Origin of the sequence: Tetragenococcus halophilus (assembly GCF_001712815.1) — a bacterium.
Classification (GTDB): domain Bacteria; phylum Bacillota; class Bacilli; order Lactobacillales; family Enterococcaceae; genus Tetragenococcus; species Tetragenococcus halophilus.
Map to the genome: position 1 here is coordinate 2,150,925 of NZ_CP012047.1, position 12,707 is coordinate 2,163,631.

General features: G+C 38.2%; 19 protein-coding genes. 2 read left to right on the forward strand and 17 right to left on the reverse strand.

The features are described from left to right. Nucleotides 1-6: 6 nt before the first annotated feature. The 16 genes from rplE to thiD form a co-directional block, all read right to left on the reverse strand. Nucleotides 7-546, reverse strand: coding sequence for a 50S ribosomal protein L5 (gene rplE / locus AC806_RS10275; protein WP_061840776.1), 540 nt, complete (start codon nt 544-546; stop codon nt 7-9). A 27-nt stretch (nt 547-573) separates the two neighbouring features. After that, complete coding sequence (gene rplX / locus AC806_RS10280) at nt 574-885, reverse strand: 50S ribosomal protein L24 (protein WP_014125631.1); 312 nt, start codon at nt 883-885, stop codon at nt 574-576. A gap of 35 nt (nt 886-920) precedes the next feature. Continuing rightward, a complete protein-coding gene (gene rplN / locus AC806_RS10285) occupies nt 921-1,289 on the reverse strand; it encodes a 50S ribosomal protein L14 (protein WP_014125632.1) in 369 nt (122 codons plus the stop codon). A gap of 58 nt (nt 1,290-1,347) precedes the next feature. Continuing rightward, the gene (gene rpsQ, locus AC806_RS10290; protein WP_014125633.1) at nt 1,348-1,614 is read right to left on the reverse strand and encodes a 30S ribosomal protein S17; all 267 of its coding nucleotides are present in this window, start codon (nt 1,612-1,614) and stop codon (nt 1,348-1,350) included. A 24-nt stretch (nt 1,615-1,638) separates the two neighbouring features. Next, nucleotides 1,639-1,827, reverse strand: coding sequence for a 50S ribosomal protein L29 (gene rpmC / locus AC806_RS10295; RefSeq protein ID WP_014125634.1), 189 nt, complete (start codon nt 1,825-1,827; stop codon nt 1,639-1,641). Further along, a complete protein-coding gene (rplP, locus tag AC806_RS10300) occupies nt 1,817-2,251 on the reverse strand; it encodes a 50S ribosomal protein L16 (protein ID WP_014125635.1) in 435 nt (144 codons plus the stop codon). Before rplP ends, rpmC begins: the two co-directional genes overlap by 11 nt. Before the next feature lie 2 nt (nt 2,252-2,253). Beyond that, nucleotides 2,254-2,910, reverse strand: a complete 657-nt coding sequence (rpsC, locus tag AC806_RS10305; RefSeq protein ID WP_061840775.1) for a 30S ribosomal protein S3 — start codon at nt 2,908-2,910, stop codon at nt 2,254-2,256. 13 nt (nt 2,911-2,923) lie between these two features. Beyond that, a complete protein-coding gene (gene rplV / locus AC806_RS10310) occupies nt 2,924-3,271 on the reverse strand; it encodes a 50S ribosomal protein L22 (RefSeq protein WP_014125637.1) in 348 nt (115 codons plus the stop codon). A gap of 20 nt (nt 3,272-3,291) precedes the next feature. After that, nucleotides 3,292-3,573, reverse strand: coding sequence for a 30S ribosomal protein S19 (gene rpsS, locus AC806_RS10315; RefSeq protein ID WP_014125638.1), 282 nt, complete (start codon nt 3,571-3,573; stop codon nt 3,292-3,294). A gap of 41 nt (nt 3,574-3,614) precedes the next feature. Further along, a complete protein-coding gene (rplB, locus tag AC806_RS10320) occupies nt 3,615-4,448 on the reverse strand; it encodes a 50S ribosomal protein L2 (protein ID WP_061840774.1) in 834 nt (277 codons plus the stop codon). A 42-nt stretch (nt 4,449-4,490) separates the two neighbouring features. Continuing rightward, complete coding sequence (gene rplW, locus AC806_RS10325) at nt 4,491-4,778, reverse strand: 50S ribosomal protein L23 (RefSeq protein ID WP_061840773.1); 288 nt, start codon at nt 4,776-4,778, stop codon at nt 4,491-4,493. Then, nucleotides 4,778-5,401 (reverse strand): 50S ribosomal protein L4, encoded by a 624-nt coding sequence (gene rplD, locus AC806_RS10330; RefSeq protein ID WP_069029271.1) that lies wholly within the window; start codon nt 5,399-5,401, stop codon nt 4,778-4,780. Before rplD ends, rplW begins: the two co-directional genes overlap by 1 nt. 29 nt (nt 5,402-5,430) lie before the next feature. Beyond that, nucleotides 5,431-6,060: a 50S ribosomal protein L3 gene (rplC, locus tag AC806_RS10335; protein ID WP_061840772.1), complete on the reverse strand. Its 630-nt coding sequence runs from the start codon at nt 6,058-6,060 to the stop codon at nt 5,431-5,433. Between the two features lie 21 nt (nt 6,061-6,081). Beyond that, complete coding sequence (gene rpsJ, locus AC806_RS10340; protein ID WP_014125643.1) at nt 6,082-6,390, reverse strand: 30S ribosomal protein S10; 309 nt, start codon at nt 6,388-6,390, stop codon at nt 6,082-6,084. 302 nt (nt 6,391-6,692) lie between these two features. Next, entirely contained in the window at nt 6,693-7,220 is a 528-nt protein-coding gene (locus AC806_RS10345) for an ECF transporter S component (protein ID WP_069029272.1), read from the reverse strand. Beyond that, nucleotides 7,204-8,040: a bifunctional hydroxymethylpyrimidine kinase/phosphomethylpyrimidine kinase gene (thiD, locus tag AC806_RS10350; protein ID WP_014125645.1), complete on the reverse strand. Its 837-nt coding sequence runs from the start codon at nt 8,038-8,040 to the stop codon at nt 7,204-7,206. The genes AC806_RS10345 and thiD overlap by 17 nt, the downstream gene beginning before the upstream one ends. Before the next feature lie 96 nt (nt 8,041-8,136). On the opposite strand from thiD, the gene AC806_RS10355 reads away from it, so the two are divergent. Both AC806_RS10355 and AC806_RS10365 read left to right on the forward strand, forming a co-directional pair. Then, nucleotides 8,137-9,564, forward strand: coding sequence for an aminotransferase-like domain-containing protein (locus AC806_RS10355; RefSeq protein WP_373853313.1), 1,428 nt, complete (start codon nt 8,137-8,139; stop codon nt 9,562-9,564). 326 nt (nt 9,565-9,890) lie between these two features. Next, nucleotides 9,891-11,219: an ISL3 family transposase gene (locus AC806_RS10365; RefSeq protein ID WP_012345024.1), complete on the forward strand. Its 1,329-nt coding sequence runs from the start codon at nt 9,891-9,893 to the stop codon at nt 11,217-11,219. A 169-nt stretch (nt 11,220-11,388) separates the two neighbouring features. Here AC806_RS10365 and tuf read toward each other — a convergent pair whose 3' ends face one another. Further along, nucleotides 11,389-12,576: an elongation factor Tu gene (gene tuf / locus AC806_RS10370; protein WP_061840770.1), complete on the reverse strand. Its 1,188-nt coding sequence runs from the start codon at nt 12,574-12,576 to the stop codon at nt 11,389-11,391. Between the last annotated feature and the right edge of the window lie 131 nt (nt 12,577-12,707).

Below are 12,707 nucleotides of genomic sequence, written 5' to 3' on the forward strand. Positions count from 1 at the left end.
CTCCTTTTATTTTTGGAATGGCACTCCTAATTGAGTTAACAATTCAAGAGATTCTTCATCAGTGTTTGCTGTTGTAACAATAACGATATCCATTCCTCGTACCTTGTCAACTGAATCATAGTCGACTTCAGGGAAGATCAATTGTTCTTTGATACCTAAAGTGTAGTTTCCCCGACCATCGAAAGCTTTTTTGCTTACACCATGGAAGTCACGTACACGTGGTAAGGAAATATTCACTAATTTATCCAAGAAGTCATACATTCTGTCTCCACGTAAAGTAACTTTAGTGCCGATTGGCATTCCTTCACGCAGACGGAAGCCTGCAACAGATTTTTTAGCTTTTGTCACTAAAGGTTTTTGTCCAGAAATCAATTGTAATTCTTCAACTGCTTTGTCTAGATTCTTAGCATTAGATACTGCATCACCAACACCCATATTAATAACGATTTTTTCAACCTTTGGTGTTTGCATAACAGAGCTATAGTCAAATTTTTGTACTAATGATGGAACGATATCTTGTGTATATTTTTCTTTAAGGCGGTTCATTTAGTTGCCCCTCCTTTCTTGATTTGTTTATTTATCAATAACTTCACCAGTTTTTTTAGAAACACGGACTTTTGTGCCGTCCACTGTTTGATAGCCAACTCGGGTTGCTTCACCACTTGAAGGATCGATCAACATAACGTTCGATACATGGATCGGAGCTTCTTGCTCAGAGATCCCGCCTTGCGGTGCAGTTTGAGAAGGTTTTTGATGTTTTTTCACAACATTAACACCTTCGACGACAACCTTGTCGTTTTTTGGATGAGCTTCTAAAATGACGCCCTCTTTATTTTTGTCTTTACCAGTAATAACTTTTACTTTATCGCCTTTTTTAACAAACATTCTTGTTTCGCACCTCCTTTGATATTAAATAACCACTATAGTACTTCTGGTGCTAGCGAAACAATCTTCATGTAATTACTTTCGCGTAGTTCGCGAGCAACTGGCCCGAAGATACGAGTTCCGCGTGGGCTTTTATCATCGCGAATGATCACCGCAGCATTTTCATCAAATTTAATATAAGAACCGTCAGCACGATGAGCGCCTGATTTTGTACGAACAATCACTGCTTTTACAACTTCGCCTTTTTTGACAACCCCACCTGGCGTTGCTTGTTTGACCGTAGCGACGATCACATCACCGATATTCGCAGTTTTTCGACCTGAGCCACCTAGGACTTTGACCGTTAAAATTTCGCGTGCCCCCGAATTATCAGCAATTTTTAAACGACTTTCTTGTTGGATCACGATGTATATCCTCCTTTCAAATATAGCAATTTAATCTATATAGGAAAATCTCGTGTAATTAAATAATCACTGCTTTTTCAACGATTTCTACTAAACGAAAACGTTTTGTAGCTGATAATGGACGAGTTTCCATAATTCTCACGATATCACCAGTTTTGGCTTCATTGTTTTCATCGTGCACTTTGTATTTTTTCGAATAATTAATCCGTTTGCCGTAAATTGGATGATTTTTCTTTGTTTCGACGACAACAGAAATTGTTTTATCCATTTTATCAGATACCACGCGCCCTTGATAAACCTTACGGTGATTTCTTTCTTCAGTCATACGATTCATGGCCTCCTTCCATTATTACTTTACTTGTTCACGCAACACCGTTTTGATGCGTGCAATCGATTTGCGTACCTCTTTAATACGCGCTGTATTTTCTAGTTGTCCGGTAGCTAATTGGAAACGAAGATTAAACAATTCTTCTTTAAATTGTTTTTCTTGATCTAGCATTTCGGCAGTGGTTAACTCTCTGATATCTTTAACCTTCATTCGATTCACCACCCATTTCTTCACGTTTTACGATCTTGGTTCTAATTGGCAATTTGTGAGAAGCAAGGCGTAAAGCTTCTTTAGCGACTTCATCGGAAACTCCGGCGATTTCAAAAAGGATTTTACCACGTTTTGTTGGCGCTACCCAACCTTCTGGTGCCCCTTTACCTGAACCCATACGCACGCCGATAGCTTTTGCTGTATAAGATTTGTGAGGGAAAATTTTGATCCATACTTTCCCACCGCGTTTCATATAACGGTTCATCGCGATACGGGAAGCTTCAATTTGTCGGTTTGTAATCCAAGAAGATTCAAGAGCTTGCAAACCATATTCGCCAAAAGTAACTTCTTTACCGCCTTTAGCTTCTCCGCGCATTCTTCCGCGGAACTCACGACGGTGTTTTACACGTTTAGGTACTAACATGTTTATTCCCCTCCCTTCTCAGTGTTATTTTTAGTTGGAAGAATTTCTCCACGATAGATCCACACTTTAACTCCTAGTTTTCCGTATGTTGTGTTTGCTTCTTCCCATGCATAATCAATATCTGCACGAAGTGTATGCAAAGGAACAGTTCCTTCTGAATAACCTTCTACACGAGCAATATCTGCTCCGTTTAAACGACCAGAAACTTGGGTTTTAATACCTTCTGCTCCTGCACGCATTGTACGTTGGATCGCTTGTTTTTGTGCGCGACGAAACGCAACACGATTTTCAAGTTGACGGGCAATGCCTTCTCCAACTAATTTTGCATCTAAATCAGATTTCTTAACTTCAACGATGTTAATATGAACTCGTTTGCCTGTTAATTTATTTAATTGTTTTCTTAGATTTTCGACTTCAGAACCGCCTTTACCGATAACCATACCTGGTCTTGCAGTGTGGATTGAAATATTCACACGTTTTGCAGCACGTTCGATTTCTACAGTCGATACTGCTGCTTCAGCAAGTTTTTCACCGATAAATTCACGGATCCGTAAATCTTCATGTAATAAATCTGCGTATTCTTTTTCAGCATACCATTTTGCTTCCCAATCACGGATAATACCGATACGCATTCCAATTGGATTTATTTTTTGACCCACTGACTATCCCTCCTTATTTTTCTGATACAACAACCGTGATATGACTTGTACGTTTGTTGATTGGAGATGCTGAACCTTTTGCTCGAGGACGGAAACGTTTCATGGTTGGTCCTTCATCTACAAATGCTTCAGCCACAACTAAATTTTCAACTTCTAAGTCATAGTTGTTTTCTGCATTACTTACAGCTGACATCAATACTTTTTCAATAGCTCCAGCTGATTTATTTGGCGTAAATTTCAAAGTAGCAATAGCTTCACTGACGCTTTTCCCTCTAATCAAATCAATAACTAAACGTGATTTGCGAGGAGAAACGCGAACTGTTTTAGCAGTAGCTTTTGCTGAGGTAATTTGTTCTGCCATTTCTTTTTCCTCCTCTCAGATTAGCGAGCTGATGTTCTACGATCATCTTTAGCGTGTCCGCGAAAGTTTCTTGTTGGTGCAAACTCACCTAATTTGTGTCCTACCATGTCTTCTTGGATATAAACAGGAACATGTTTACGTCCGTCATACACGGCGATAGTATATCCGATAAAACTTGGGAAGATCGTTGAACGACGAGACCAAGTCTTAATTACTTTTTTCTTTTCAACACCTTGTTGTGCTTCAATTTTTTTCATCAAATGATCATCACAAAAAGGTCCTTTTTTAACACTACGACTCATGGTGAACCTCCTTTTAAATTATGTTATAAACAGTTAATAATTTATTTCTTCTTACGACCACGAACAATATGCTTATTGGATGCTTTGTTCTTCTTACGAGTTTTCAAACCAACAGCTTTTTGTCCCCAAGGAGAAAGTGGCGCTACACGTCCTACTGGTGCTCTTCCTTCCCCACCACCATGTGGGTGATCGTTAGGGTTCATAACACTACCACGAACAGTTGGACGTTTATGCATCCAGCGTGAACGACCTGCTTTTCCGATGTTGATCAATTCATGTTGTTCATTCCCAACTGAACCAACTGTAGCACGACAAGTCGACAAGATCATACGAACTTCGCCTGAATTCAAACGAACCAATACGTATTTTCCTTCATTACCAAGTACTTGGGCTCTAGTTCCTGCAGAACGGACTAATTGTCCACCCTTACCTGGTTTCAATTCAACATTATGCACGACAGTACCTACTGGAATATCCTTTAAAGGCAGGCTGTTTCCAAGGTTAATATCAGCTTGGCTTCCTGAAACAACTGTTGCGCCGACTTTTAGACCTTTTGGTGCTAAAATGTATGATTTTACTCCGTCTTCATAATGAACTAACGCGATATTTGCGGAACGGTTTGGATCATACTCGATCGATTTAACTGTCGCTTTAACATCATCTTTATTACGCTTAAAGTCGATCATACGGTATTTCCGTTTATGTCCGCCACCTTGATGACGTACAGTAATGCGACCGTTATTATTACGACCTGCATTGTTTTTCAATGGCGCCATTAATGTTTTTTCTGGTTTGTTAGTAGTAACTTCAGCAAAGTCAGATGTTGTCATATTACGACGACCATTGGTAATAGGTTTATACTTTTTAAGTGCCACGTCATTTCCCTCCTATTTCGATTTTTATGCAAACAGTTCAGCTTATTCTGCTGAGAAAATTTCAATTTCTTTTGAGTCTTGCGTTAAAGTAACAACTGCTTTGCGACGTTTTCTTGTATATCCTTGATATTGACCCATACGTTTTGGTTTAGGATGTACATTGAGGATATTGACATTTGCAACTTTTACATCAAAAGCTGACTCAACAGCTTGTTTTACTAATGTTTTATTTGCGCCAGTGTCAACTTCGAACGTATATTTTTTTTCGTCCATATCAAGCATTGTTTTTTCAGTGATCACTGGACGTTTGATTACATCTAGTAAATTCATTATACAAGCACCTCCTCAATTTGAGTAAGAGCAGTTTGAGTGGCTAATACTTTATCACTCTTTGCAACATCTAACACAGTAACATTATCAGAAGTAACGACTGTTACGTTTGATAGATTACGTCCAGATAATGATGCAAATTTATTTTCTGATTCTACAACGACCAACACTTTTGAATCGATCGATAAGTTTTCTAATACTTGTTTGAATTCTTTTGTTTTTGGTGCATCAAAATTCAATGCATCTACAACTACAAAATTATTTGAAGCAACTTTTTCTGACAATACAGATTTAATTGCTAAGCGACGAACTTTTTTAGGAAGTTTGTAGCTGTAAGAACGTGGCGTTGGGCCAAATACTATACCTCCACCACGCCATTGTGGTGCACGAATAGTTCCTTGACGTGCTCGTCCAGTTCCTTTTTGGCGCCATGGTTTTTTACCGCCACCTGATACTGCACTACGATTTTTCACAGCGTGTGTTCCTTGTCTTAACGAAGCACGTTGCATCGTAATGGCATCAAAAACAACTGATTCATTCGGTTCAATTCCGAAAATTTCTTCATTTAATGTGACTTCGCCATTTTGGCTACCGTCTTGTTTGAATAATGCTACATTTGGCATTCCTTAGTTCCTCCTTTCTTCCTATCTAATTATTTAGCTTTTACAGCAGATTTAATAGTAATCAATGATTTTTTCGCGCCAGGGATATTCCCTTTGATTAAAATGACATTGCGGTCAGTATCTACACGTACAACTTCTAAGTTTTGAATTGTTACTCGGTTGCCGCCCATACGACCTGGAAGACTATTGCCTTTTAATACGTGTTTGGGTTCAAGTGGACCTAATCCACCGGGATGACGATGAAAGTGAGAACCATGTCCCATTGGGCCGCGAGCTTGTCCATAACGCTTGATAACGCCTTGGAAGCCTTTGCCTTTACTGGTTCCTGTTACGTCAACAACATCTCCAGCTTCGAATGTATCAACTTTAATTTCTGTTCCTACTTCTAAGCCCTCAAGCCCTACATTCTTGAACTCGCGAATGAAGCGCTTAGGAGCCGTGTTTGCTTTTGCAACATGACCTTTAGCAGGTTTGTTACTCAAAATTTCACGTTTATTTTGAAAACCCAATTGAACAGCTTCGTAACCATCGTTTTCAACTGTTTTAAGTTGTAAAACAACATTAGGTTCTGCTTCAATAGCTGTTACCGGGATTAATTCGCCAGATTCAGTGAAGATCTGAGTCATTCCTACTTTTCTTCCTAAGATTCCTTTAGCCATGATTACACCTCCAATTTTTAATTATAATTTAATTTCAATATTTACACCTGATGGTAAATCTAGCTTCATTAAAGCATCAACAGTTTTTGGTGTTGGATTTACAATGTCAATAAGACGTTTGTGCGTACGCATTTCAAACTGTTCACGTGATTGCTTAAATTTATGTGGTGAACGGATGACGGTGTATACGCTGCGTTGTGTTGGCAATGGGATTGGACCTGAAATAGCCGCCCCTGTCCTTTGTGCAGTTTCTACGATTTTATCCGCCGATTGGTCTAAAATACGATGTTCATACGCTTTTAAACGAATACGAATTTGTTGTTTTGCCATTATTTTCCCTCCTTCGCCTATTTTAAAAGTAGACATAGCTCCACGAAAATCTCCGTCACACTCGGCCGTGGCAAAGCGCCCGGGCGTGTCGCAACCTCTCGTTTCCTAGCCGACTGATCCTCTTTCCAATGGAGAATATTTTTTCCCCTAAGAAAAAAGCACCTTTTACATTATATTATGACAAAGCTTGAATAGCAAGCTTTTTTTCCTATAAATTTTAATTTTCAAGAAAAGTTTTCAGTTTAGTTTTCAAAAAAATGCAGGAAGCATTCAAGCTCCCTACATTTTTTCAGGATTTTTTATTAAAGGATTGTAGCCAACGCTCTTTTTGAGGGAAAATATAAAAACGAAACTAATATTGCTGTTAACACAACATTAACTACAGTAGCAGGCAGAGAAAAGATTGCAGTAGTGAAAGCTGTCGGAAAATCCATTCCCAAATAAAGTTGTCGAACCATATTTTTTATTTGCGTCATGATTAATTTTACTACTCCTGTGCCAGCCGCAATAATAATAATCTGCCAAATATGCGTGGGGTTTTTGTGATAAAGCAAGAACAAACCATAAGCTGTTGCACCTACAATAAAACTTTCTACTATAAAATAAGGCGCTTCTATAGCATAACCATTTAACATATCAAAAATAGCAAAGCCCAATCCTCCAGCAAGCGATCCTTTGACATAGCCTAAAAATAAAACTGCCAAAAGTAAGACTGCATTACCTAAATGAACAAAAGCACCTGTAGGTAAAGGGATCTTAATCATCGTGCCAATAACTGTCAGTGCTGTAAAAAGGGCAATCATTACGACATGTCTAGTCGTTATTCTCATCTGCTGCTACCATCCTTTTTTCTGCTTCATTATAAGCACCGTGCCAGATATGTCCAACATAGGGGTTGATCGACACCCCATGCTCAATTCCAGCAGCCACAAATGCCTTAGCTGTTTTACAAGCGTTAAAGACTGAGTAACCTTTAGCGATCCCGGCTGCAATGGCTGCAGCAAAAGTACATCCAGCACCATGGTTAAAATCGGTTGCAAATAACGGTCCCTCAAGTACTTGATAATTTTTTCCATCATAGAAAACATCTAAGGCCTTATCAGAAGCCAGACGATGGCCACCTTTAACAATAACGTTTTTTGCACCCATTTGATGAATGATTGATGCTGCCTTTTTCATGTCTTCGATATTTTCTAGATCCCCCAAACCAGATAAAATACCTGCTTCTTCTAAGTTAGGTGTAGCAATTAATGCTTGAGGAAGAAAATATTTTTTTATACCTTCCACACTTTTAGGCTGTAAAATTTGTGCAGTTCCTTTACAAGCAATTACTGGGTCAATAACGACATTTTTGATTTGATAGAAATCGATATACCGACTAGCTAATGCTATGTTTTTCTCGTTACCCATCATTCCAGTTTTTATTACATCCATTGGATCACCGGCAAATACAGAGATTAACTGTTTTTCTAACATTTCTTCAGAAATAGAGGTTACCTCGTGGCTCCAGCCATTATCAGGATCCATGGTCACAATAGAGGTTAAACTTGAAAAACCAAAAACGCCATATTCCTCAAATGTTTTCAAGTCAGCTTGAATACCTGCACCACCACTCGAATCAGAGCCAGCAATTGTTAATACTTTTTCCATAATTTCACATCCTCTTTTATTTACCCTCGAGTATAGCATAGTTTTACTTGACGAAAAGAGCCAATTGGACTATTTTTAACTCATCCAATTTAGAAGGTGATTATTATCTGGACAATCGACAAAACAAAAAAAGAGCCCTATTACCAACAACTGCTACGACAAATTATTGCTAGTATTCAGCAAACTGAGTTAACACCTGGGCAGCGTCTGCCATCTGAACGAAATTTAGCCCAAATTTTACAAGTAAATCGTTCAACAGTAGTACATGCCTTTGAAGAGTTAACTAGTTTAGGTTGGTTAGAGCGTAAACAAGGTAGTGGTACCCACGTAACGCATGGTCAATGGGGAAACCGACAATTCGCTATTTATCAGTGGAACGCTTTATTTTCTAGTCCACTATTAAAAGAAGATCCTTATATTACCCAAATCAAAAACCAAAAAGCTGCTAAAAAGAGTTTGGACCTTTACACAGGTGATTTAAGCAATGACTTGATTCCAGACTTTGAATTTCCCACTATGACATGGGATCAGATCATGCACGAAGAAAGACAAATGACGCCTACAGGTTACATTCCTTTAAAAAAACAAATCACTAAACGCTTTTTTCCAGATGTTACAGGTTATGGACAAGATCTACTGATTACTTCTGGGTCTACCCAAGGTATTTTTTGGCTTATTCAAGTACTATTAAATCCAGGCGATACCATTGCTACCGAAGACCCTTCATTTTTATTTTCTTTACCTTTATTTGCTGCAAGAGGTGTTCATTTGAAAGGAGTTGTGCAAAATAAAGAAGGCATTGATTGCAGGGCTCTAGAAGAATTGATTCAAAAAAAGAAAATAAAACTATTATATTTAAATCCGAATCATCAAAATCCAACAGGAAACTCAATGTCTTTGAAACGACGCAAAGAAGTTTTACAAATTTGCCAGAAATATCATCTACCTATTATTGAAGATGATGTCTTTCGTGAATTAAATTTTGGCCAAGCACTTCCTTCTTTAAAATCTTTAGCTCCTAACCAAGTGATTTATTTAGGCTCTTTATCTAAAATTTTCAGTTCTTCAATAAAAATCGGTTGGTTATTTGCACCAAAGCCCTTGGTTAAAAGTTTAGCTGATGCAAAACAAGTCATGGATAATAAAACGGATTTATTACCACAACTTTTCGCCACAGCTGCTTTGTCACAATCTAACTATAAAACACAACAGCAACAACTAGCGACCAATCTACATGATAGAAGTCAAGCCTTTACAGATACTTTACAAGCTTTTAGTCAAGACTGGCAGTTCTTTCCTGTGAGCGGAGGGCTTTATTATTGGTTAAGTTGGCGACACCAAAAATTAACAAGAAATGACTGGCAAATGTTTCTACGAAATAATTTACTCGTTGCCCCTTCTTTTTTATTTAGCAATCATACCTCCTCGATGCGAGTTAACTATACTCCTTTAGATGACAAAGAACGGTTAATTTTTAAACAAAAACTAACCTTAATTACAGAGCATTTGAAAAAAAATGGTTAGAATATTTTATGTATATACTAAGAGATACTTTTGACCCTTACTTCGTCTGACTCAGGGTCAATATTTTGCTATTTGGTCCTTACTGTCGCTAAGTTTGGGCCAATAACTTTATTTGTGGTCCTTCATTTAACTGACGTAAGTCCAATTACCTTGCCAATGGCCCTTACTTTGTCTGACTCAGGGCCAACAAGCTCCTTTATAACCGGGTCTATAATATTTAGTGTTGTTACTAAAAAAATTAGTAATAACACTAATTTTTTATATAACAAAAAAGCATTTGTTTCCTTTATAATTAAGTTGGACACCAAAATAAAAGGAGAAAACAAATGCTTCAATACAAAGATATCAAAATTAAAGATCAAAATCTAGATGTAGGCCTTAAAAACTTACTCAATATTAAGGACCCTCACATCTTTTTTTCCGCTCAAGCAGTTCAAAAAGAACCCATTCATCATCGAATGACGAATGTCTTTTACGGTGTCCTTACCTACACCCCGAAAGCTTGCGAATGTTGTGGCCTCATAAATGAAGAGAATCTTCTTATTAAACATTCGCCAAAGGCTTCGGATATTCAATTAATTCCTTATCAGGAAGTGCCCAGCGTTTTACGCTTATTTAAGCAACGATTTTATTGTAAATCCTGTCATCATACTTTTAGTGCCAGGACCTATTATATCGCCAAAGACTGTTATATTTCGCAAGCCTTGAAGTTTGCCATTGCGATAGACTTGAAGAAAAAACTATCGATGAAAGATATTGCTTTACGCTATGGGGTCTCATTTAAAACCGTGGAACGCGTATTGGATACCTTCTATCAAGGACTTAAATTCAATCCCAACCATTTACCGAAACATTTGCTAATCGATGAATTCAAAGGCACGAAGGACTGTGAAGGAGCCATGTGTTTTATCTTCAGTGACGCTCAGACAGGAAAAATTATCGATATCTTGGACGATCGCCGCAATTTCAAACTGATTGCTTACTTTCAACGATTTACTCAACAAGCGCGGAAAAGAGTCCAACATGTGGTTATGGATATGAATTCGGCTTATGGAAAAATGATCCCTCAAGTATTTCCGAAGGCCAAGATTCTTGTGGATCATTTCCACATTATCCAACAGATTTCTCGAGCTTTTAACCAGCAGCGGATTCGGTCGATGAACCAGCTGGACAAAAAGAGCGCCCAACAAATGAAGGATTATCGCAAATTAAAAAAATACTGGAAACAGCTCCAAAAAAAGCATAAAAACTTGGGGTACGACCATTTGAAACAGTTCCCTCTTTTTCGCCAAAAATATGTGACGGAATCGGAAGTTGTGGATTACTTATTAACCATTGATCCCGTGCTTAAGGCTTCTTATGATGTTTATCAAGATCTGCTTGACGCTTTTGAAAACGGCAAAGCGCAACCATTTTTCGCTATCATTGATCAACTGTCGCCTTTATTAGAAGAACCCTTTAAAAAATCCTTACGTCACCTCCAAAAGTACCGTAAAGAAATTACCTTATCTTTTACTCAACCGTATTCCAACGGCAAACTTGAAGGGAAAAACAACTTGATTAAAGTAATTCAACGGATTGCCTTTGGCTTTCGTTCTTTTAATCATCTACGTAAGCGAGTGCTTATTCAACAAGGGCTTCTTGAGATCTTATAAAATAACAAAAAAAGAAGAACCGAAGTCCTTCTTTTTATAAAGGTTTTGCTTAAACAACACTATTTGACAAAGAGCCTTATAACCTACCTTTCTTTTTCATAACAAAAAAACTTCCCAAAAAGCAAATAGACGCTTTTGGGAAGTTTTCTTACCTCTAAGCTAAATAGAGTTATTTTTCAATGTTAGAAACAACGCCTGAACCAACAGTACGTCCGCCTTCACGAATTGAGAAACGAGTGCCGTTTTCAATAGCAACAGGGTGAATTAGTTCAACTTCCATTGCTACGTTATCACCTGGCATAACCATTTCAGTGCCTTCTGGCAATTCAATGACCCCAGTGATGTCAGTTGTACGGAAGTAAAATTGTGGACGATAGTTTGAGAAGAATGGTGTATGACGTCCGCCTTCTTCTTTTGTCAATACATAAACTTCAGCTGAGAATTTTGTGTGTGGTGTGATTGAACCTGGTTTAGCTAACACTTGACCACGTTCGATATCATCACGAGAAACACCACGCAATAATGTACCGATGTTATCGCCCGCTTCAGCGTAATCCAACAACTTACGGAACATTTCTACACCTGTAACAGTTGTCTTCTTAACATTTTCATGGATACCGATGATATCAACTTCATCGCCGACTTTAACAGTTCCACGTTCAACACGACCTGTAGCAACAGTTCCACGACCGGTGATTGAGAAAACATCTTCAATCGGCATCATGAATGGTTTGTCATGGTCACGTTCAGGAGTTGGGATGAAGTCATCCACAGCTGCCATTAAGTCCAAGACTTTTTGTTCATATTCTGCGTCACCTTCTAAAGCGCGCAAAGCTGAGCCAGAAATAACAGGAGTGTCATCACCTGGGAAGTCGTATTCAGTTAATAGATCACGTACTTCCATTTCAACTAATTCAAGTAATTCTTCATCGTCAACCATATCCATTTTGTTTAAGAATACAACGATGTATGGTACACCAACGTTACGTGACAATAGGATATGTTCACGAGTTTGTGGCATTGGACCGTCAGCTGCAGACACTACCAAGATAGCGCCGTCCATTTGCGCAGCACCTGTGATCATGTTTTTAACATAGTCCGCGTGTCCTGGTGCGTCAATGTGAGCATAGTGACGGTTTTCTGTTTCATATTCAACGTGAGATGTATTAATAGTGATACCACGTTCTTTTTCTTCTGGAGCTCTATCAATTGTATCAAAGCTTGAAGCTTCGCCTAATCCGTTTTTAGCTAAAACAGTTGTAATTGCAGCTGTTAGAGTTGTTTTACCATGGTCAACGTGGCCGATAGTACCAATGTTAACATGTGGTTTAGAACGATCATATTTTTCTTTTGCCATTTTTAAATGTTCCTCCTAAATTACATTTTTTTATATTTGATAGGTAGAAAATCATCTCTGAATTTCCACCCATCTTATTGTAACCAATTGTACACGAAATACAACAAAAAATACAGTATTTGTAGCATTTC

Excerpts from the sequence above, each read along its gene's own strand:
- rplE (WP_061840776.1), bottom strand. The coding sequence starts at position 546 with ATGAACCGCCTTAAAGAAAAATATACACAAGATATCGTTCCATCATTA.
- rplX (WP_014125631.1), bottom strand. The coding sequence starts at position 885 with ATGTTTGTTAAAAAAGGCGATAAAGTAAAAGTTATTACTGGTAAAGAC.
- rpsQ (WP_014125633.1), bottom strand. The coding sequence starts at position 1,614 with ATGACTGAAGAAAGAAATCACCGTAAGGTTTATCAAGGGCGCGTGGTA.
- rpmC (WP_014125634.1), bottom strand. The coding sequence starts at position 1,827 with ATGAAGGTTAAAGATATCAGAGAGTTAACCACTGCCGAAATGCTAGAT.
- rplP (WP_014125635.1), bottom strand. The coding sequence starts at position 2,251 with ATGTTAGTACCTAAACGTGTAAAACACCGTCGTGAGTTCCGCGGAAGA.
- rplV (WP_014125637.1), bottom strand. The coding sequence starts at position 3,271 with ATGGCAGAACAAATTACCTCAGCAAAAGCTACTGCTAAAACAGTTCGC.
- rpsS (WP_014125638.1), bottom strand. The coding sequence starts at position 3,573 with ATGAGTCGTAGTGTTAAAAAAGGACCTTTTTGTGATGATCATTTGATG.
- rplW (WP_061840773.1), bottom strand. The coding sequence starts at position 4,778 with ATGAATTTACTAGATGTAATCAAACGTCCAGTGATCACTGAAAAAACA.
- rplD (WP_069029271.1), bottom strand. The coding sequence starts at position 5,401 with ATGCCAAATGTAGCATTATTCAAACAAGACGGTAGCCAAAATGGCGAA.
- rplC (WP_061840772.1), bottom strand. The coding sequence starts at position 6,060 with ATGGCTAAAGGAATCTTAGGAAGAAAAGTAGGAATGACTCAGATCTTC.
- rpsJ (WP_014125643.1), bottom strand. The coding sequence starts at position 6,390 with ATGGCAAAACAACAAATTCGTATTCGTTTAAAAGCGTATGAACATCGT.
- AC806_RS10345 (WP_069029272.1), bottom strand. The coding sequence starts at position 7,220 with ATGAGAATAACGACTAGACATGTCGTAATGATTGCCCTTTTTACAGCA.
- thiD (WP_014125645.1), bottom strand. The coding sequence starts at position 8,040 with ATGGAAAAAGTATTAACAATTGCTGGCTCTGATTCGAGTGGTGGTGCA.
- AC806_RS10365 (WP_012345024.1), top strand. The coding sequence starts at position 9,891 with ATGCTTCAATACAAAGATATCAAAATTAAAGATCAAAATCTAGATGTA.
- tuf (WP_061840770.1), bottom strand. The coding sequence starts at position 12,576 with ATGGCAAAAGAAAAATATGATCGTTCTAAACCACATGTTAACATTGGT.